Genomic DNA, 18,068 nt, shown 5'->3' on the forward strand with positions numbered 1-18,068 from the left:
CTCTCCCGGGGCAAAACTTAAACACGCGGCCGAGACACAGGCGTGTCTTCTACCAGACGACTGCTGCCGACCTGAACCGCAACGGTTTTGACCTTGTCCATTTCCACACCGGATTGCTCCGGATCATCAATACTCGCCGCGTAGTAATACTCCGCCTGGGCACGCTGCCGCGTGACATCGACGAGAATAAATCCCTTGTTGACCAGATCCGTATATTTCATATGCGGGTTAAGCAGGGGCAACACCGACGACACCAGTTGCGCGGCACCGTCGGGAAAACCCGGCGACGTAACACTGGGGGCCACGAATTCAACCGCTAGCGGATCATCCAGCACACCGCCGGTCAAAATGGCGCTGCTCTTGTATACCTCATTCGCCCAGCTGGTATGAATGTCACCGGTCAGGATCACGGTGTTTTGAATGCCCTGCTCTTCAATGAAATCGAGCAGCTCTTCACGCTCGCTGGGATAGCCATCCCACTGATCCATATTAATAGCAATCAGCGGACTGAATTCATTGGTGGGTACGCCAGGCAGCAGCCGCTGCAATTCGAGAATCTGCAACTGAGCGAACATGACCTGCTGCCCGATAAATTTCCAGATACCGGTGCCGGTGGCCAGTTCATTCTTTAACCAGGTTTTCTGGGGCTCACCCAGCAGATCACGCTGCTCAGCGCGCGCCGGGTCGACGGGGTTACTCAACTGCTGCTCACGTCCCTCAAGGCGGGTATCGAGCATGGTGAAATCGGCAAGGTCTCCAAAGTGGAACGCCCGGTAAATACTGTCCTGCGTGGCTGTGGGCGGCCGGATCGGCAACCATTCAAAGTAGGCTTTAATCGCCGCCGCCTTGCGTTCAAACCAATCGCCTTCACCTTCATTGTGGTTTTCCGCGCCATCGCGGTAGGAGTCGTTGGTCGATTCGTGGTCATCCCAAATCGTGACAAAGGAATGCATGGCGTGAACGGCCTGCAAATCTGTATCGCGGCGGTAGAGGGCGTAGCGACGACGGTAGTCATCCAGCGCGACAATTTCATGCGGCGGATCAAGCAGACGGTTCGGGTTATCGCCATAGCCATCCTGGGCGTACTCGTAAATGTAGTCACCGAGATGCAGCACGAAATCGAGGTCGCTGCGGTTGGCGATCATTCGATAGACAGAGAAATAGCCGTGGGGGTAGCTGCTGCAGGAACACACGGCAAAACGCAGACGGTCGGCATATTGGCCGCGCATCGGCAGTGTGCGGGCACGGCCCACTGGTGATTCGCTGTCGGCACCGCGGAAACGGTACCAGTAACGACGATCAGCCAATAAACCGGCGGCGTCGAACTTGATGGTGTAGTCACTCTCGGCTGTGGTTGTGAGGGTTTCTGAGAGCACCAGCGTCTCAAAATCCTCATCCTCCGCAATCTCACAAAGTACGGTCAACGCCGAACTGCCCGCTGGCGGCGTGGCCCGCGTCCACAAAATCACCCGGTCATCCAGCGGATCACCACTGGCGACCCCGTGCTCAAAGGAAATACCGCTACTCAGGGGCTGCCCCTGCCCACCGCCGTTGTCGGGATCAGGCGAACCGCCGCTGCTGCTATTGCTCCCACTTCCGCAGGCTGTCAGTATTGGGATGCTCAGGCTGGCGGTCGTAATGGCTTTCAGGAAAAGTCGGCGATCCATGGGTGTACTCGTGGTGATTGATCTTCGGTGCGGGACGTCGTGCAGCTCACACAACGCCAATAATTTACTACACAAAGATTACAATTCTATTTCTAACGAGTAATTAAAGATGCGATATATCACCAAGCCTTTCGCTTGCCGTGCAGCAATTATGCTTTGCCTCAGTGTATTCCTGACTGCCTGCAGCAAGCCGGTCGCCTTTACCGACTACACGGTTGAGAACCTGCTGAAGAAAAATCTCAGCGAGCTCACCGAGCCAAGACTTTTTGAGACAGAGAAGCTGGAGATTATCCAGAAAAGTGAAGAAGGCGATGCTGCCGAAGCGGAAGTCTACGTCACACTGGTGTTTCCCGAAGACTTCGACACCGTGATTTCCATGCGCAAGCTTCAGCCCTTCAACATGGAGTACAAACAGTACAAAAGCAGCTTCGGCAAATTTGCCGCCGGCGAGCGCCAGCGTCACCACGCCAAGTACCAGTTTGTGAGACGGGATGGAAAATGGCTGATCAGCGGCAGCCAGGCAATGTCACCACCGGAGATCATGCCGCCACAGCCATGATCGCCATCAGCCGTGAAAGTGCAGCTGTACCCAGGGCTCGCGCCCTTGCTGTCGGTAAACATGAAAGCGGCTAAAACCCGCATAGGGGACCGACAGGCGAGTCATCGCCCCCATCGGCATGCCCAGCCAGTGGCAGATCATCACGCGAATAACCGCGCCATGCACCACCAGTAATATCGACTCACCGGCATGGCGCTCGGCAATCTCGTCCAGCGCTCGACAAACCCGCTGACTGAAGTCCGCCATATTCTCGCCATTCGGGGGACTCGCCTCATCGGGCGACTCCCAGAAACGCCGCCACACTTCGGGGTCTCGCTGCTGCGCCTCACTGTGAGGTAGCCCCTCCCAATCACCGAAATGAATTTCTCTGAGTGCGTCTTCAATGGCCAGAGGAACACCCTTCTCCCCCGCCAGCGATTCTGCAAACCTCGCGCAGCGCTGCAGCGGGGAAGAGATAATCCGGTCCCAATGGGCATCCTCGACGATGGCAACCTTGCCACTCATCTGCGCCCAACCTTCCTCGCTGAGCGCCACATCGGTACTGCCACGGAAAATTTCTCCGCCCTCACAGGCGCCATGGCGAAGTAAATCTATACGACTGCGCTGCACGCTCATCAATCATTGCCGCGGCTGACGCCAGCCTGCTCAAAGCTGGCCATTTCATTCTGTAACAGACAGGCAGTCTGCATGACCGGCAGGGCCACCGCAGCACCGCTGCCCTCACCCAGTCGAAGATCGAGCTCGAGCAGAGGCTCTGCATCCATTTTATTGAGCAGACGTTTATGACCCGGCTCAGCGGAACAGTGAGAGAAAAACAGCCAGGGGCGAATACTCGGGTTCACTTTCACGGCAGAGATGGCTGCGGCGGTACAGATATAACCATCGACCAGAACAGCAACGCCATTCTGTGCAGCGCGAATGTAAGCACCCACTAACGCACAAATTTCAAAGCCACCGATACGGCGCAGAGTTTCCACACCATCTTTCATATGCGGCAAATGGCGTGACATGGCGCGGGTGACGACCGCCGCTTTTTTCGCCATGCCCTGCTCGTTTATCCCGGTACCACGCCCTACCATGGCCGTAGCCGACAAGCGCGTATGAGCCACCGCGAGCGCCGCCGCAGACGTACTGTTGGCGATCCCCATCTCGCCCCCGAGGAAGATATTGATGTCGTCGGCGCCATCCAATGTATCGCGCCCGACATCAAACGCTTCCAGGCACTGCTCCCGAGTCATTGCTTCCGTCACACACATATTCTGCGTGCCGGCACCCACTCGACGATCGACCACATTGGGCAAGTCTTCGATAGCATAGACGGTGCCGACATTGACCACCGAAAACTGCGCCTTCAGTTGCTTGGCCAATACACTGATGGCGGCGCCACCGTTGGCAAAGTTGCGCACCATCTCCGCCGTTACCAGCTGAGGGTATGCAGATACGCCTTCGGCTGCGACGCCGTGGTCACCGGCAAACACCGCAATGAGTGGCTTGTCGACGCGGGGCGTCAATGTTCCCTGCAACGCCGAGAGCTGCACCGCCACATCTTCAAGGCGGCCCAGCGATCCTTTTGGCTTGGTAAGATTGTCCTGACGCGCCTGCGCCTGCTCACGCAGCGCCTCATCCGGCTCGCGCGCCGGCTCCAGATACCACTCTGTCACAATTCATCCTTTTATTGATTAATGAGGCGCTTTCAGCACCTGCTCCAACCCGGCCGTTACTAGCACCACTCTCTCGGACACTGCCGCCAGCTCCTGATGAAGCCGCCCGGCCTCATCCACAAAACGGCGCGATAATGCCCCCATTGGCACGACACCTTGTCCCACTTCATTGCTGACCAGAATAAGCTGCCCCGGCGCCCGCTGTATGCCATATAAAAACTCGGCCCTGACGCGCTGCCACAGCGCATCGTCATCTTTCATCAGCCAGTTGCTCAGCCACAGCGTGAGACAGTCCACCAGCACACAGGACTCGTCGCTGGCATGGGCCGCTATCGCATCGGCAAGTTGCTCGGGAGCCTCTATCGTTTTCCAGCCACCACCTTCGCGCTGCTGGCGATGATGGGCGATTCGCTCAGCCATTTCCGAATCACCGGCTGTTGCCGTCGCGATGTACACCAGCGTTTTACCACTGGCGACAGCCCTGGCCTCGGCAAGACGACTCTTACCGGAGCGCGCACCACCCAAATACAGTTCCAGCACCCTGACTCCTTATGATTTTATGCCGCCGGCTGCCCGCGCTGTGTAAGTCACGTATACTCCGCGAGAATCGTGGGGCGTCGCGTTTGACGCACTATTCTACAAGACAGCAGTAAGCAGAGGGAAATATGGGCCACCGCTTATCCAAGATTTACACCCGCACAGGCGACGACGGCACCACAGGGCTCGGCGACGGGTCGCGGATCGACAAAGATCATGCGCGCATGGAAGCCATTGGCACTGTCGACGAGCTGAACTCTCAAATCGGGGTGTTAATTACCGAGCTGGAATCTGGCGACAACAGCATCGGACTGTTGTCGCGCATCCAGCACGACCTGTTTGATCTCGGTGGAGAACTTTCCATACCCGGTTACACCTTGGTGAGTGCCGAGCGCATCGGCGAGCTGGAAGCCTCGCTAGACACCATGAACGACGACCTGCCGCCACTGAAGAATTTCATTCTGCCCGGCGGCAGCAAGGCCGCCGCGCATTGTCACCTCGCCCGCGCCATCTGTCGTCGAGCAGAGCGCGCTGTGGTAACCCTGAGCCGCGACAATGAGGTGAACGATACCACCCGGCAATATCTGAATCGGCTGTCAGACTTGCTGTTTGTGATGGCTCGGCTACTGGCAAGGCGCGGAGATGGAGAAGAGGTGCTTTGGCTGCCTGCGGATCAGCGCAAATAAGCCCGGATTACGGCCACAATCTCGCAGCGCCTCTCACGCCGCTGCTATCTCCAAAACGATTGGCTCGAAGCTGGGTGCGGCAGTGATCACTGAACACCCAGTGCATCCATAGCTCTGGCACCCGCTGATACAGGCAGGGGATATTCGATAGACCGCCACCGAGCACAATGACCTCGGGGTCGAAGATATTGATAACCTGCGCCAGCGCTCTGGCCAAGTCGTGACAGTAGTGCTCCAGCGAGCGACAAGAAACCCCGTCACCCCGCTCAGCGGCCGCTACCAGCTCAGGCACGGAAGTCAGCGTGCCGCCGAATTGCCGATAGGTTTGCAGCAGGCCCGCACCGCAAAGATGAGTTTCAATACAGTCGCGACGGCCGCAATAACACAAGCGCTGCTCGTCGGTTTCACTGAGGCGATTGTGCCCCCACTCCCCGGCAATCCCGTTGACCCCTGAAAGCAATTGGTTGCGAAATACCAAACCGCCGCCAACGCCTGTCCCCAGGATGACACCAAACACCGACTCAGCCCCTTCGGCCGCACCATCTGTTGCTTCTGACAATGCAAAGCAGTTGGCATCATTGGCAAGGCGCAGCTCACGCCCCAACACCTTTTCAAGATCCCGCTGCAGCGGCCGGCAGTTTAGGCAAAGGGTGTTACTGTTTCGCATCAGCCCCGTTTCCGCAGAGAGGCTGCCCGGCGTACCAATCCCTATATTCGCAGAAACAGCGAACGTCCGTTCCAGCTTACATACCAGCTGCCCGATGGTCTCGAGAATGGCCTCGTAGGAATGACTCGGGGTCGGGACGCGCTCACGATGCAGTAAGTCACCTTGCGCATCCATCAGCACGGCTTCTATTTTGGTGCCGCCCAAGTCAATGCCAAGACGCATCAGAACAACTGCATCAGCGCCATGACAGCAATCCAGCAAAGCAGACTGCGCGAGAGCATTTGCTGAACGCATTGCAATTCTTTCGCCGCGTTCTGTGTAAACTGTCCGTCGTCAGTGTGAGCTGTGCATGGCAGCGACAGACAACCCAACGCATCCAGATAGTCCTCAGCGGGCAAGTCTGACATCAGGCTCTCCCGCCACTTTCTGAAACTGCCATCAAAATCCCCCACCAGCGCAAATGCGAAACCCAGCAGGCGGACTGGAATCCATTCGGCATAATAAAGCCACAGTTTCGCTTGATCCCTCTCTTCCTGATCGAAGCTGTCGTGACGACTGGCGATAAAAAGCAAACGGTACAACAAGGCGACCGCGGGACCGAGAGCGAAGAACCAGAATACCGCAGCAAACCAGCGCTCGAAGCCCTGATAGAAGACCGCCTTACGCACAGCGCTATGCAATTCTTCCGCATTTTCAGCGCCGCTGTCACAAAGCTCCGGGCTGAACTGCTGGGCATGAAGGTAAGCGCCCTCCAGGTCCCCTCGCTGCCAACTGTTCAAATATAGACGCAGCCGGGTTTGGAAATCGCCACGCCCCAAGCTGTACAACAATATGAGCACCGACAGCAAAAAGAATGGCAGACCGAATAACAAGGGACCCAGCAGCCAGAGAATAACGGCGACAAGCAGCGCCGGCGCCGCCAGAAAAATCACCAAACGCAGACGCACGGTTTGCACATAGCGAAGCACCCGCCTGAACTGCGCGATCCAGCCATCTTTCTGTACTACCACCCCACTGCCCCAGAACTGAACGGCAGCCCAGGCAATAAGAATCGCAAAAAACTCCATAGTGTTATCCGTGATCAAGGCAATTGTCTGCCTAAATTGATATCAGGCTCTTGTAATAAACCCAGTCAAACGCCGGACCGGGGTCCGTTTTTCGTCCTGGCGCGATGTCACTGTGCCCGGTGATGCGTTCCGGCACAAGCCCCGGAAACCGCCTCAACATCGCCTGGGTGACAGCGGCCAGCTCTCGATACTGTGCGTCACTATACGGTCGCAAATCTTCTCCCTCCAACTCGATGCCGATGCTGAAATCATTACAGTTTTCTCGCCCATCAAAGCACGAAACGCCCGCATGCCACGCACGATCCAAAAGAGAAACAAACTGAAAACAGTCGCCATTACGATCAATAAACAGGTGCGCAGACACCTGAACTCCAGTCAATTCCTCCAGCTGCGGATGCGAGTAACAGTCGAGTTCATTGCAGAAGAAAGCCTGGACACAACCGGTACCAAACTGGCCTGGCGGCAGACTGATATTGTGGATCACCAGCAAGCTGATATCGTTGATGTCAGGGCGCGGGTTAAAGTTGTCGCTAGGACAGCGGCGTGCGTGAGAAAACCAGCCGAGATTATCGATAAGATACATGGGGAGTCCTGAATAGCTGGCTAGAGTGTATCAGGCCGACGAGAAACAGGGGAGCCTTGGCACAGGCGCGATATCCGGCTTAGCTTAGCGGCTTGTCGTCCATATCCCGAAGGTTGCTGATCACCGACTCCAAGGCACGATCAAACATGCGGTCATCATCAATCATCAGCAAGTGGCCATCGCTCACCGCCTCCAGCAGGCTGTCGCGATTGTACTCGGCGACCTTGATACCCGCGCGATTCACGAAGATGTACCGCCCAATACCATTGATGACCGCCGCCAGACGACAGCGGAGCATTTTGCCATCATCCTGACGCAAGTCGACCCAATTACCCACACGCAGAGAGTCAAGCAGAGAAGGGTCAACCGAGGCCGCAGCAGCCTGAGATTTTCCAGTAACGGCCTCGCCCGACACCGGCAGAGAATGCGGCATGGGCTCGTCCAGCTCCCGGGCCAGTGCCGCATCAAGGTCTTCTAAATCTACGTCATCTGCAGTCGACGGCGCGTTTTGCTGGGGTGCATCATCAGGTATCTTGGGTTTGCGATTTAGCTTCGCCATATGCAGGCGCTCAAGCTGCTCAAACCACTGGCCTGTTTCAAAGGCATTCAGCGAGACGCGGTTGAAGCCCAGTCGCAGTGTTTCTACCAGCACGGGCAGCGCGGTAATCAGCTCGTTGCGATGCCCGACATCTTCATTGGCGGCGACACTCCACAACAGGCGATCAACGAACTCCACTTCGTCCTTGAAACGAGGACTTTCCGGTCCGGCCTGGACATAACTGAGAAACAGAACCTTGGACCAGCCCTCTTTGAGAATACGCTCGACAGCGACGGGATAATTACCGCCAGCCAGTTTCTCGTCCAGCAGGCCGGCGATGTAGCCCCGGGCCGCCTGGGCCGTCGCGCGACCGCCTTCCGCACTAACGGTGCGCTGCGCAACCAGCTCGGCCCGACGCTGCGCTTTTTCCTGGAACTTGCTGAACTCGCTCAGAACATCCACAAACACCTGGGTGTCTACACCGAAATCACCCAGCACCCGGAGGACGACGTCCTCAACCTTGCGGTACAGAGGGTCCTTTTCCGGAGCAGCGACCGGCGCCCAGCCGATGCTGGCACTCATGATCGCACTGAGCAACTTACGCGCAGGATGCTCCTCGCGGCTGAAAAAGCTCTTGTCCAGCATCGCCATCTTCAAAATGGGAATCTGAAGCTGTGCCATCAAGCCTTTAAGAGGATCTGCCAGTCCATCACCTTCCAGCATGTACTGAAATAAGGTGCCCACGAGGTGGATAGTGTCTCGATCACGCTCTACTGAAAGCGCCGAAGCGTCGCCCGGCGCGACACGACCGACCTGTTTGAGTCGGGACACCAGTTTCTGAGTCACCAGCTGATAAGCATCCCCGTCATCATTCGCCGCATCGCGGTTCTTCAAATGACTGAACTGCTCATTCTGAATGTCCTGCAAAGCCACCATTAGCGACGGCTTGGAAAGCGTTGCCGCCTCCTGAGTACTCCCATTGCTGGTCAGCAAGGCTTCCAGCTCATCGATCAACTGGGTAACGCGTTCGTCAGTAGACGCTTTTTGGGCATTCTCAGCTTTGACGCCGTCTACACGCTTATCGGCCGGTTTCGGCTTTTGGGTGAGCGCATCAAGAGACAGCCCCTGTGATTCCAGCACCGGAACCAATACTGCAAACAGTTCGTCAAAACGGGAAATGATCTGGGCATCAAACAGCTTGAAGAGAACCAGACGCGCCTTGAGATCAATATTCAGCTCACTGCATGCCTGCCCCAGTGCCTTGGCAATTTGCGCGGGCCCCAACGGCAGCTCTGTTGCCGTTACTGCGTCTCCGCCCAAGCTTTGCTGCCAAGCTGCCGAAAGTTGCCAAAGCTCCTTCAGATAGCGCCGCTCGGCCTTTTTGGCCATACCTTCGATGGCAACCAACTCTTCCAGCGCATCGGATTCGAGCAACTTGAGCTTGGCCACTCCCTGAGATTCGGCAGCAAACTGGCCGCCGGGAATCTGCGATTGGAAATTCTTTTTGAAAAGCTGGGAAAAATTCTGCTCGACTTGCTGCCGGTGAATGCGAATTTCCCGCATGGAGTCGAAATAGAGGTGCTGTTCTTTCGCACTACAGGCCTCATCGGCCAGCTCAAATAAGGTGTCGTCGACGTCGTCAAGTAAGCTCGTAAGCCGATCCGCCAGAAACAGGCTACTTTTCTCCTGTAACGCAGCAATCACCGGAGGTAACGGCCTTGCCGCCTCCTGCTGTCTCGCGCCTGCAAGTTTCGCGCGAATATCGACAATATTTTCCGACTTATCAGCCATACTGACCCGCCACCAGTTACCCTTCTGTGCTGCCTATGCTGCAAATTCCGTCCGCAGGTGCCGAACGCGACTATTGTTACCCTTCTAGCGCTCCCTGTGCACCTCCACGCTGTGAACCAAGTAATGGCCCCGGCCTCCCGCCGATACATCACACATTTATACCAGAGTGCAATTGCGCTTGTAAGTAGCGATTTACCCATACTTTCACCTGAACGCTACACGCACCGCATTGAACTTGCTAAACTCGCGCGCCTCAGTGCTTCCCTCTGTGAGCAACCAGTGTCCATCGTACTCACTACGCGCATGTGACAACTTAATGGCCAACGATGACGTTATAGCAGCCAGTCAGCGCGAACAGCCAGCGGGGGAAACTACTTAGGGCATATACGGGTTCTGTGCCGTTGTGCAATCGACATTAAAATAGTAGCGCTATACAAACAAGTATTATCGGAAAGGTGCCGCACCGCGATGGAATTTTCTGAACATTTGAGCAGCGACCGCAAAGCCACAGTGCGCGCGGCGCTGAACGAAGATATTGGCTCCGGAGATATCACCGCTATGCTCATCTCCGAAAAAGAGTACGCCAGCGCTAAAATCATCAGCAGGGAAAGCGCCATTGTCTGCGGACGTGACTGGGTTGACGAAGTTTTCCGCCAAGTTGATAACTCTGTCACAGTTCACTGGTTCGTCGCCGATGGACAGAAAGTCGCTCCGGATACCGTCCTCTTCGAACTGAGAGGCCCGGCACGCGCACTGCTCACTGGCGAGCGCAGCGCTCTCAACTTCCTGCAACTACTCTCCGGCACAGCAACGACCTGCCGCGAGTACGCCGATATTGTGGCGCACACCAAGGTCAAACTGCTGGACACACGAAAAACCATCCCGGGCCTGAGAACAGCCCAAAAATACGCGGTCACCTGCGGCGGCTGCCACAACCACCGAATCGGCCTCTACGACGCCTTCCTTATTAAGGAAAACCACATCGCGGCCTGCGGCGGGATCGACAAAGCGGTGCAGCGCGCCCGTGACATCGCCCCAGACAAACCGGTAGAAGTGGAAGTGGAAACGCTGGCGGAACTGGACACCGCACTGGCAGCCAACGCCGACATCATCATGCTGGATAACTTCTCACTGTCGGATATGCGAAAAGGCGTGGAAGTGACGGGTGGACGGGCAAAACTGGAAGCATCAGGCAATGTCAGCAAAGAAACCCTAGCCGCGATTGCAGAAACAGGTGTGGACTACATCTCGATTGGAGCACTGACCAAACACGCGCGGGCAATTGATCTTTCAATGCGGCTGGCGCGCTAGAATATTTTCTGGCTCAGCCCCCAACGCTTGCTTGTTGTGGAAATTGACCAAATCAAAACCTCGTTGCAACCAAGGCTCATCCGTTTGAGCATTACTATAGCGGCCACCTCTGAGTAGGTCGCCGTTCAGGTCATAGCATTGCTGCATATCCGTGAACTTTTCAAGAAATAGCTCACCAAACTGGTGTGCAACGCATTCCTGATGCAGCCCCGCACAGCTTCTGTCCTTTATACGGCACAGCCTATCTTCAACACGCACAACCAACTGACCACTTTTCATCATCAAGGCCCAAGGCTTAGCCGCAGCCTCTAGGATATTCTTGCCGATGAAAGTTCCCTCATCATCAAGACCTAACATTGCAGCCAGCGTCGGAGCAATATCCAACTGACTGGAAACTTGTCCTACCTCAATATGCTCTGAAATATCTGGATGATAGATCATCAACGGCATACGAAAGAACTGCTCGTCCAGCAAAACCTGATTTGACATATCTTCGTTATCAGCAAATGTCCAAACCCCGTGGTCGGCAGTCACCACCACAATAGTATTTTTCGCCAGGGGTGAGCGCTTGAACTTGTCCCAGAACCGACCAAAGGCGTAGTCCTCATATTGCACAGCGCGCTGATAATTCTCAAACAATGTCTGCCCGCTATTAACCGGTAGGGGCACAGTCGCTGGCCAATCCCACTTAAAAGGGTAGTGGCTACTCAGGGTCGTGATGTGTGCAAAAAATGGTGTGGCAACAGTGTAGAGATCATTCAGCATCAATGAGTACATCGCCTCATCCGAGACACCCCAGCCGATGCGGCGCGATTCATCTGGCACTTGATCCGAATGGAAGTAACGGTACTGAAAGCCCACTTTGGGCAAAAACCGGTCTCGACTGTAAAAATCGGACTTATACCCGTGATAAAAGCGGGTGCTGTAGCCTCTTTTATTACTCAGCAACTCAGGGAGACAATTCAGCGATAAGCGTTCACTGTATTTTGACAAAGGTGGCTTGGCATTGTGATCCATCAGGCCGCACCAAATTGCGGTTTCAGCCTTCACTGTAAAGTTAGTGTTCGCATAGAAGTTGCGCGCATGGATATGGTGCTTGGCAAAGGCGTCTAGATTTGGTGTGAGGGACTGACCGCCATGGTAAACACCTATCGTCGACGCGCGCACCGATTCCAGCATCACCACTATGACATTATAGTCCGCCGCCGCTGGCGATACCGCCGCACTTTCGAGCGGCACATTCATTGCCACAAAGTCAGCCGCGGCCTGTTGCTCGCGACCCAGCAACTCCTCATTGCTATCTAGTGAGATAAAAAAAGCGTGGATCGGATTGAAATACGCTGGTGACAAGCTCAGCATGTTCAGCGCGCGGTAATTGGTGACAGAATTATAAACGATTGCACCTGATGCAAAGGCAGCCCCACATAGACCAAGCAATACAGGAAGCACTGCCCCCGAACCAAAATAGGAACGCTTGTAGTAGCGAATTGATAAATAAAGAAAAAAACTACTTCCCGCTATCAAAATCAAAGCTGGAGTTTTGTAGGCAAACGCGGAAATGGAGAACAAGCTTTCCGGGGACTCGGAGCTCAACTCAAGCGACTGATAGTTAAAGTAGGACTGAAAGTATTGGAAGTGCCACCAATTACCAAGCGTTAATAACTGGCTAACCACCCAAAAAAAAACGGAAAATGACAGAAAAATATATTTACCACAACAGCTAAAAAGCACTAGTAACACTAGAGCCACTAACGCCACAAAAAAGCCACTCATGAGTCCCAATGTATTTGGGTTAACGCTTCCAAAATGCGAAATACCAATAACAAAGAGTACCCAAACTACCGTTGCATAATTTCTCAATTGCCATCCCAAAGTAAAGCAGGGGCTATCAGCCCCTGCTCAAGACAAATTACAACCCATCAAGATTTAGGATTGAGGGATACGGCAAGACCCAGGGAGGTACTTAGTGTTGCCAGCTGTATCAGTGGCCGTTGACGGCCCACAAACCCAAGAACTAACCAAGCCACCTGCAGTAGGTGCAGTACAAGCAGCAAAAGTAGCAGGGCTGTCATTCGAACAAGGCTTCATCTCCACAACCAAGGTACCTACTCCAAGGTTTTGAGAAGTCACAATAACCTTACCGGTCGCATCAGTTGCTACAGAAGCAACATATTTACTTGTTGAAGTACTAGACTCACAACCCCAATCATTCGCACCCGGCAAGCTAGATGAACTTTGAACCACTTCAGTTATTGAAGTCCGGCACGCAGATGCAGCCAATACCACTTCAGAGGCTTTGGCTCTAACTGTGTAGTCTTGGTATGCAGGTAGTGCTACCGCCGCCAAAATACCGATAATCGCGACAACGATCATCAGTTCGATCAATGTAAAACCCTGTTGTGCTTTTTTCATCACATTCTCCTAACAGTTCTTTTGTGGGTGATTAATGCAATCAACCTGCCCGAAGCAATACAGAAAACGTGCCAACTCGCCATCACAACCATTTACTCGCTTCCGGGGTACTACCTACGACCGGAAGACACTAAAAACTGCCCCTTTGCGTCAGCAGTGACATTTTCTGTCACCCCAGCTGACATCCATACCCCCGCAAACAACGCCATATAAAAACTTGCCTTGCCATGATAGAACGTCCCATCAGTCAGGCCGTGTAACATTAATGCCAACACCACTGCAGCACTGCCTAACAAGTACCACTTACTGACCATGCCTTCATACACTCGCAACAGTTCGGAGAAGCCTGCGCGGAGATAGCGCACTAGAATCGTAAGGAATAGCAGTGTGCCAACGATGCCCCACTCCACCAGAAACTGGACGATCATGTTGTGGGGCATGCTGGTCTTTCTCGCCAGCTTGTCGGGAAGGAACAAATATGCCTGAGATCCAAACCCCATCAGCCAATGGCCTTCAAGTTTAGACAGCGCGTCAGCCCAGATAGCAAGTCGCGACGACGACAAGCGGTTTAAATCGTCCGCTGCCAGTGAACGCACAAAGGAGTTGTACAAGCCGTTAAAGCGAAACTGCGCCGCCAGCTCCGCGGCTAGTAAGGCAAGCGTCACGATCCCCATCAGCAGCCACACTCGCCAGGCAGAGAGGCGCAACTGCTTGCGCGTTACATAGCCAATCACAAGCACGGCAAGCACCACCGACAACATCGAGCCCCGGCCACCCAGCCAGATCAGACAGGCGCCCACTAAAAACAGGCCTAACGCATTTGCTGCCAGGCTGGGCATTTTTTCAGTGCTGGTCATCCACAGGGTGACACCGGCGATACAGGCAACCATCATATTGTAACCGGCGTGTCTAGCATGACCAGCAAAGGGAAAATGGCTGAACCACATTCTGTGACTGTGGATACCGGGGTCGGGGCTAAAATGCCAGGTCATAAAGGCATGAACCACGATCAGCGCGTAGCCCACTAACACCGTGGTAAACAGCAGCCTGTACGGCAAGGAGTATGCTCTGAAAAAACTGTAAAGCACCGCAAAAAACGCGACATGCGCCAACGTCTCTGCGTAGCGGAATTGGGCAATGGTCAGATGCCGAAGCTGCAGCGGCGATTGCCATAGCGAGACGGTAATCGATACGGCCCACAACAATACCAACGCCACAACAAATGGGCGCTGGCGGATATCCTGCAGCAGTGGCATCTCCCCCCGGAACACCAGTATGTATGCCACAATAAACACCAACTCGTGGTAAAGCACCACGCGGGAGTTACCTATATCCCAAGTACCTGTAGTAACCGCTACAGAGAACACCAATATCAATAATAAAAGATAAAGAACGTTGTGTCCGGCCCGAAGATCCAAGCCGAAGGCTGATAAATTGTGCTGTGTCATCAAGTGCCTATGCCCACCAGTTAGCATTTTCTTTGCATGCATTGCGCCTTTCCAGTAGTCCACTGCTGCAGAAGGCCGTGCTAGAGTAACGGATATGACGCAACGTTGCTTTTTTTAGACGAGTGATAAGATCACACTATGAGCAGTACATATAGCAGCCCTTTGACCGGCCTTGCCCGCAGATTGGTTTTTGACGGACTTCTTGACGAAGACGTCGTACGCAAGGCACAAGAGGCCGCCAAGAAAGAGAAGAAAAGCCTCGTGGGCCAATTAGTCGCCGGGAAGCTAGCGGATGGCCTGACTCTGGCACAAATTGCCGCCGATGAGTTTGGCATTCCATTCTTAGATCTGCGAGCCTATAGCCTGGATCTCGCTCCCCGCAAGGTGGTAGACAACAAACTCATTCAAACTCACCGGGCACTGCCGCTGTGGCTCCGAGGTAAGCGCCTGTTCGTCGGCATGTCGGACCCCACAAACCTCCACGCTCTAGACCAGATCAAGTTCCACACCAACCTGAGTACCGAACCGGTTATTGTCGAAGAAAGTGCGCTCAACCAGGCCATTGAGAAATATATGGCGTCTCAGGAGGAGTCGCTGACCGACAGTTTGGGCGATATGGATGACCTCGATCTGGACAATCTGGATGTTGAGGCCGTCGATGAGGATGCCGCTGCTAATGGGGATGCCAGCGGCGCCGATGAAGCCCCCGTTGTAAAGTTTGTAAACAAGGTACTGCTGGACGCGATTCGCGCTGGCGCGTCGGACATTCACTTTGAGCCCTATGAAAAAATGTACCGGGTTCGCTTTCGTACCGACGGGATTTTGCAGGAAATCGCCCGCCCGCCCGCATCACTGGGCTTCCGACTCGCGGCGCGCCTCAAAGTGATGTCGCAGATGGATATCTCAGAGAGACGCGTGCCACAGGATGGGCGGATCAAGATGAAGCTGTCCAAAACCCGTGCTATCGACTTTCGGGTTAACACGCTACCGACCCTATGGGGTGAAAAGGTCGTACTGCGGATACTGGATCCATCTTCTGCGCAGATGGGCATCGATGCCTTGGGCTATGAACCCGAACAGAAAGAGATGTACCTCTCAGCGCTGAATCAACCACAAGGCATGATTCTGGTTACCGGCCCCACTGGCTCAGGTAAAACCGTGTCGCTGTATACCGGCCTGAATATCCTGAATACGCCCGAGCTGAACATTTCTACGGCGGAAGATCCGGTTGAAATTAACCTTGAGGGTATCAACCAGGTTCACGTGAACACCAAAGTGGGACTGGGTTTTGCCGAGGCACTGCGTTCCTTTCTTCGCCAAGACCCCGACATCATCATGGTGGGGGAGATTCGAGACTTGGAAACGGCGGAAATCGGTATTAAAGCAGCGCAAACTGGTCACTTGGTACTGTCCACCCTGCACACCAACAGCGCGCCAGAAACGCTGACACGACTGTTGAACATGGGGGTTCCCGCATTCAACGTTGCGACCTCGGTCAGCCTGATCATCGCTCAGCGATTAGCCCGACGATTGTGTAAGGAATGCGCAGTACCCGCCGACATCCCCCACGAGACACTCCGTGAGGAAGGCTTTAGTGAGGAATTGCTCGAATCAGCCTCTATTATGGAAGCCGTGGGTTGTGAACGTTGCAATAACGGTTATAAGGGCCGGGTGGGGATTTACGAAGTCGTTCGCATCACCCCGGATATTTCTCGTATTATCATGGAAAATGGCAACTCATTGCAGATCGCCGAACAGGCTCAAAAGGAAGGCTTTAACAACCTCCGCCAATCAGCATTGAAAAAGTGCGCCCAGGGCATCACCAGCTTGAGTGAAGTCAACCGCGTTACCAAAGACTAAGCGACAATAGAGATTACGATGGCCGCAAAAAATAAAGATGCCGTTTTTGTCTGGCAAGGCACCGACAAGCAAGGCCGCAAAACTCGCGGGGAGATGACCTCATCGACACCGGCACTGGTGAAGGCGCAGCTCCGCAAGCAGGGTATTGCCGCCAAGTCCGTTAAGCGCAAACCCAAACCCCTGTTTTCGTCAAAGAAGGCAATCAAACCCGCCGACATCGCCATTTTCACTCGCCAGATGGCGACGATGCTGAAAGCTGGTGTACCGCTTGTCCAAAGTTTTGACATCGTTGCCGAAGGTGCGGGCAACCCGACGATGACCGAGCTGATCAATGACATTCGCAATGATGTCGCCGCGGGCGGCGGCTTCGCTGCAGCCTGCGCCAAGCATCCCAAGTACTTCGATAATCTGTTTTGCAGCTTGGTCGATTCCGGCGAGCAGTCCGGTACGCTCGAGCTGATGCTGGATCGCGTGGCAACCTACAAAGAAAAAACAGAGGCCTTGAAAGCCAAAATCAAAAAAGCGCTGACTTACCCCATCGCGGTTATTGTTGTGGCAATCATAGTCACCGCGATCCTGCTGATAAAGGTCGTCCCCCAGTTTGCGGAAACCTTCCAAAGCTTTGGCTCAGACCTGCCTGCCTTTACTAAATTGGTCGTCAGTATGTCGGAGTGGATGCAGGCCAACTGGTTTATTTTATTCGGCGCCATCGGCTTGGCGGTAGCCGCTTTTGGTCAAGCTAGGCGACGCTCACAGGCCTTCTCTGACTGGATCGACAAAATCTCACTGAAAATTCCGGCGATTGGCGACATTGTATACAACGCAGTAATAGCGCGTTTTTCACGCACACTCGCCACCACTTTCGGCGCCGGTGTGCCGCTGGTAGACGCGCTCAATTCCGTGGCGGGCGCGGCAGGCAACGCCGTTTACAACAAAGCCATCATCCAGATTCGCGATGACGTCACCACTGGCCAGACCCTGTACTCCGCCATTCGCTTCACCAACCTTTTCCCCACCATGCTGTTGCAAATGGTGTCGATCGGCGAAGAATCGGGGTCTCTGGATGAGATGCTCGACAAGGTGGCTACGCACTATGAAGAAGCCGTCGACAATGCGGTAGATTCACTGACGTCACTGTTGGAGCCCTTCATCATGTCGATACTGGGTGTACTGGTAGGCGGCCTGATGATTGCGATGTATCTGCCCATCTTCATGCTGGGCTCTGCCATCTAACACTTCTGTGGCGGCATGACATTGCCGCCCGAGTTCGGAATCGAATCC

Annotated in this window: 16 protein-coding genes; 5 read left to right on the forward strand and 11 right to left on the reverse strand. The window is 54.5% G+C overall.

All coding sequences use genetic code 11. The features are described 5' to 3' along the window. Window positions 1-17 precede the first annotated feature (17 nt). Complete coding sequence (locus tag AC5DB9_RS02100; protein WP_272993473.1) at window positions 18-1,667, reverse strand: alkaline phosphatase D family protein; 1,650 nt, start codon at window positions 1,665-1,667, stop codon at window positions 18-20. A gap of 151 nt (window positions 1,668-1,818) precedes the next feature. On the opposite strand from AC5DB9_RS02100, the gene AC5DB9_RS02105 reads away from it, so the two are divergent. After that, window positions 1,819-2,226 (forward strand): hypothetical protein, encoded by a 408-nt coding sequence (locus AC5DB9_RS02105; protein WP_022959548.1) that lies wholly within the window; start codon window positions 1,819-1,821, stop codon window positions 2,224-2,226. Between the two features lie 6 nt (window positions 2,227-2,232). On the opposite strand, the gene cobC is transcribed toward AC5DB9_RS02105, so the two are convergent. The 3 genes from cobC to cobU are packed head-to-tail and all read right to left on the reverse strand — an operon-like array spanning window position 2,233 to window position 4,427. After that, window positions 2,233-2,841, reverse strand: a complete 609-nt coding sequence (cobC, locus tag AC5DB9_RS02110; protein WP_272993470.1) for an alpha-ribazole phosphatase — start codon at window positions 2,839-2,841, stop codon at window positions 2,233-2,235. Then, window positions 2,841-3,887 (reverse strand): nicotinate-nucleotide--dimethylbenzimidazole phosphoribosyltransferase, encoded by a 1,047-nt coding sequence (gene cobT, locus AC5DB9_RS02115; protein ID WP_022959550.1) that lies wholly within the window; start codon window positions 3,885-3,887, stop codon window positions 2,841-2,843. Before cobT ends, cobC begins: the two co-directional genes overlap by 1 nt. An 18-nt stretch (window positions 3,888-3,905) precedes the next feature. Further along, complete coding sequence (gene cobU / locus AC5DB9_RS02120) at window positions 3,906-4,427, reverse strand: bifunctional adenosylcobinamide kinase/adenosylcobinamide-phosphate guanylyltransferase (protein WP_022959551.1); 522 nt, start codon at window positions 4,425-4,427, stop codon at window positions 3,906-3,908. Window positions 4,428-4,552: 125 nt separating this feature from the next. On the opposite strand from cobU, the gene AC5DB9_RS02125 reads away from it, so the two are divergent. Continuing rightward, window positions 4,553-5,110 (forward strand): cob(I)yrinic acid a,c-diamide adenosyltransferase, encoded by a 558-nt coding sequence (locus AC5DB9_RS02125; protein ID WP_272993467.1) that lies wholly within the window; start codon window positions 4,553-4,555, stop codon window positions 5,108-5,110. A gap of 7 nt (window positions 5,111-5,117) precedes the next feature. Here the strand turns inward: AC5DB9_RS02125 and AC5DB9_RS02130 are convergent, their stop codons facing one another. The 4 genes from AC5DB9_RS02130 to AC5DB9_RS02145 form a co-directional block, all read right to left on the reverse strand. After that, window positions 5,118-5,999: an ROK family protein gene (locus AC5DB9_RS02130; protein ID WP_272993464.1), complete on the reverse strand. Its 882-nt coding sequence runs from the start codon at window positions 5,997-5,999 to the stop codon at window positions 5,118-5,120. Next, window positions 5,999-6,844: a regulatory signaling modulator protein AmpE gene (gene ampE / locus AC5DB9_RS02135; RefSeq protein ID WP_272993462.1), complete on the reverse strand. Its 846-nt coding sequence runs from the start codon at window positions 6,842-6,844 to the stop codon at window positions 5,999-6,001. Before ampE ends, AC5DB9_RS02130 begins: the two co-directional genes overlap by 1 nt. 31 nt (window positions 6,845-6,875) lie before the next feature. Next, window positions 6,876-7,427: a 1,6-anhydro-N-acetylmuramyl-L-alanine amidase AmpD gene (ampD, locus tag AC5DB9_RS02140; protein WP_272993460.1), complete on the reverse strand. Its 552-nt coding sequence runs from the start codon at window positions 7,425-7,427 to the stop codon at window positions 6,876-6,878. 79 nt (window positions 7,428-7,506) lie between these two features. Beyond that, window positions 7,507-9,756 (reverse strand): DUF1631 domain-containing protein, encoded by a 2,250-nt coding sequence (locus AC5DB9_RS02145; protein ID WP_272993458.1) that lies wholly within the window; start codon window positions 9,754-9,756, stop codon window positions 7,507-7,509. A gap of 468 nt (window positions 9,757-10,224) precedes the next feature. Between AC5DB9_RS02145 and nadC the strand changes: the two genes are divergently transcribed. After that, the gene (gene nadC, locus AC5DB9_RS02150; protein WP_272993455.1) at window positions 10,225-11,067 is read left to right on the forward strand and encodes a carboxylating nicotinate-nucleotide diphosphorylase; all 843 of its coding nucleotides are present in this window, start codon (window positions 10,225-10,227) and stop codon (window positions 11,065-11,067) included. On the opposite strand, the gene AC5DB9_RS02155 is transcribed toward nadC, so the two are convergent. The 3 genes from AC5DB9_RS02155 to AC5DB9_RS02165 all read right to left on the reverse strand — a co-directional run bounded on the left by AC5DB9_RS02155 (window position 11,047) and on the right by AC5DB9_RS02165 (window position 14,927). Then, window positions 11,047-12,927 carry an LTA synthase family protein gene (locus tag AC5DB9_RS02155; RefSeq protein ID WP_272993452.1) on the reverse strand — a complete coding sequence of 627 codons (1,881 nt, stop codon included), beginning with the start codon at window positions 12,925-12,927 and terminating at the stop codon, window positions 11,047-11,049. The two genes, nadC and AC5DB9_RS02155, sit on opposite strands and share 21 nt — an antisense overlap. Before the next feature lie 66 nt (window positions 12,928-12,993). Beyond that, the gene (locus AC5DB9_RS02160; protein ID WP_272993449.1) at window positions 12,994-13,479 is read right to left on the reverse strand and encodes a pilin; all 486 of its coding nucleotides are present in this window, start codon (window positions 13,477-13,479) and stop codon (window positions 12,994-12,996) included. A 110-nt stretch (window positions 13,480-13,589) separates the two neighbouring features. Then, window positions 13,590-14,927: an O-antigen ligase family protein gene (locus AC5DB9_RS02165; protein ID WP_272993498.1), complete on the reverse strand. Its 1,338-nt coding sequence runs from the start codon at window positions 14,925-14,927 to the stop codon at window positions 13,590-13,592. 138 nt (window positions 14,928-15,065) lie between these two features. On the opposite strand from AC5DB9_RS02165, the gene pilB reads away from it, so the two are divergent. Together pilB and AC5DB9_RS02175 are read left to right on the forward strand one after the other, a co-directional pair. Next, a complete protein-coding gene (gene pilB, locus AC5DB9_RS02170; protein WP_272993447.1) occupies window positions 15,066-16,787 on the forward strand; it encodes a type IV-A pilus assembly ATPase PilB in 1,722 nt (573 codons plus the stop codon). A gap of 18 nt (window positions 16,788-16,805) precedes the next feature. Beyond that, window positions 16,806-18,020, forward strand: a complete 1,215-nt coding sequence (locus AC5DB9_RS02175; protein ID WP_272993444.1) for a type II secretion system F family protein — start codon at window positions 16,806-16,808, stop codon at window positions 18,018-18,020. The last annotated feature ends 48 nt before the right edge of the window (window positions 18,021-18,068 follow it).

The sequence above is a fragment of the Spongiibacter sp. genome (assembly GCF_984394615.1).